Origin of the sequence: Pengzhenrongella sp., from assembly GCF_036565025.1 — a bacterium.
GTDB lineage: Bacteria > Actinomycetota > Actinomycetes > Actinomycetales > Cellulomonadaceae > Pengzhenrongella.
The window spans coordinates 1-1991 of the sequence record NZ_DATCNW010000408.1 but is presented as its reverse complement, the minus strand read 5'-3'; the positions used below and the strand labels follow the sequence as shown (position 1 = coordinate 1991).

Annotated in this window: 3 protein-coding genes and 1 pseudogene; 2 read left to right on the top strand and 2 right to left on the bottom strand. The window is 69.4% G+C overall.

The window, feature by feature from the left end; genetic code table 11:
- Positions 1-258: pseudogene (locus tag VIM26_RS23175) on the top strand (hypothetical protein); the annotation flags it as partial.
- A 117-nt stretch (positions 259-375) separates the two neighbouring features.
- Here VIM26_RS23175 and VIM26_RS23170 read toward each other — a convergent pair.
- Together VIM26_RS23170 and VIM26_RS23165 are read right to left on the bottom strand one after the other, a co-directional pair.
- Positions 376-1023 (bottom strand): DUF4232 domain-containing protein, encoded by a 648-nt coding sequence (locus VIM26_RS23170; protein ID WP_331955694.1) that lies wholly within the window; start codon positions 1021-1023, stop codon positions 376-378.
- 188 nt (positions 1024-1211) lie between these two features.
- Positions 1212-1535 (bottom strand): hypothetical protein, encoded by a 324-nt coding sequence (locus tag VIM26_RS23165; RefSeq protein ID WP_331955693.1) that lies wholly within the window; start codon positions 1533-1535, stop codon positions 1212-1214.
- Between the two features lie 132 nt (positions 1536-1667).
- On the opposite strand from VIM26_RS23165, the gene VIM26_RS23160 reads away from it, so the two are divergent.
- Complete coding sequence (locus VIM26_RS23160; protein ID WP_331955692.1) at positions 1668-1913, top strand: GAF domain-containing protein; 246 nt, start codon at positions 1668-1670, stop codon at positions 1911-1913.
- Positions 1914-1991: the final 78 nt, after the last annotated feature.

Sequence of the window (1991 nt, the reverse complement as noted above, 5' to 3'; positions counted from 1 at the left end):
GTCTACCTCCTTGTCGAGGGCGGCCGCGAGCGTCGCGCGAACCGCCGTGCCGCCCGCACCGCGGAGGCCACCGTGCCCGCGCCCGTGCCCGCGCCCGCGCCCGCGCCCATGGCCGCCGCCGACTCCGTCCCCGTCCCCGATCCAGACTCCGACTTCGACCCCGACTCTGACCCAGACCCCGGCTTCGACCCTGACCCTGACCCCGACCCCGACTCCGACTCCTCCGAGTTCCCGCGAGTGAGCACTTTCGGCCGTTAGAGCGGGAGCTGAAGCGCCGAAACTGCTCACTCGCGGGTCCCGAGCGGGTCCCGAGCGGGGCGCATCATGGGCGGGGCGCCGCCGGGGCGCATCATGGGCGGCGCGCTGCGGGGCCGTTTAGAAGGTGACGCGGGCCGGGGCGATCGGGCCGGCCCGCACGATGACCGTACTGTGGTCGTCGCAGCCGTCGATCGGGCCCGGCGTCGCCACACGCCTGGACGCCTCCCACTGCGGCGGCGTGACGGCAACCTCGGTGACCGGAACGATCGTGCAGCCGTACGCGCCAGCTTGGGTGAGGTGCAGCAGGCTGTACGCGGATGCGCCCGGTGCGAGCGGCACGACCGCTTCGGGGAAGAAGCGCCCGGGCTCATTCTCGGACACGGCGCCGATCGCTTCGCCGGAGTTGGCGCTGACCAGGGACACCGCCGGATAGCCCTTGAGCGAGCACTCGGCTGAGCTTGTGTTGGTGAACTGGAGATCCCAGAAGAAGTTGCCGGCGCCGCTGTCGCCCGGGCGAGCCTGGAGGGAGAGCGCCAACTGGTTGGGGTTGCACTCGCCCTGGCCAGTAGAGGTCGGTGTCGGCGTCGCGGTGGCGGACGGAACTGTCGTAGCGGTCGGCGTCGAACTCGGCGTCGCGGAACCGCTGCCGAACGGCGTCGCTGGCGCTGCGCACCCGGCGAGCACTACGGCAACCACGCCACCAATCGCCAGGGCACACGCCAATTCAGCCGTGGCTCTCCGCCACCGACGCCGGCTCCCGTTCATGCCGACATTCTCACACCCTTCGCTCTGGCCCGCACCCCATGCCGCACCCATGCCGCACCCATGCCGCGTCGGTGCATGACTCCTGCAATTCGCGAGGCTGACGCCGAGCATCCTCGGAATTCCGCGGCTGTCCATTGCCCGGCTGCGAAATTGCAGGAGTTATGCGCGATCGCGCGGGGACAGAGGAATCAGTCGAGGGAGGAGGCGAGGAAGGTGAGGGCGGCAGCGGCAAGGTCGGAGAGGCTGGCGGCATCCGTCACCGGCACGGCGACCCAGTCCTTGAACGGCCGGTCCATGCCGGAGGGGTCCCAGAGCGCCGCACCCGGCAGCGCGAGCGCGGTCGTATGTGCGGCGCTGCCGGCGCCAAGCTTGAGCGCGATGACTTCGCCCTGAAGGCAGGCAAAGGCCTTCTTCCGCAGGGTGATCGCGTGGGCGCCGAACATCTTTGCGGCGACGGCGCCGGCCGGGGCAAGTTCACCGGCCAGGGCTTCAAAAACCGATTCTGCGTCCATGAGCCGATCCTATGACCCTGCCGCGGAGTGGCGCCGGGAACCGGGCGTGGTGAGGTGCGAAATGCATGCTGTTGTTGTCAGAGGATCGTCGAAAAGGAGGTCCGATGACCAACGAATCAGCGGGTTTCTTGAATGATCGTTACCGGCAGAGACCCGCGCGCGCTGTCGAACCCACTCGTGGCCGGAGAATTCGGCCTGCAGTTCTACGCCGGGGTGCCCCTGACGACCCGCAACGGCTGCAACCTGGGCACGCTGTGCGTGCTGGACTGCGAACCGCGCACGATGACGGAGTCGGAGGTCGCCACCCTCGAGGACCTGGCCGCCCTGGTGATGAACAAGCTGGAGTTGCGGTTCGAGAGCCGCGCCGCAGGTTTGTGACGGGCCCTGGCGCCCCGGGCGCCGTCGTCGCCGACCTTGACACTTCCGGTCGAGATTGACCGGTGTGCCGGGCAATCT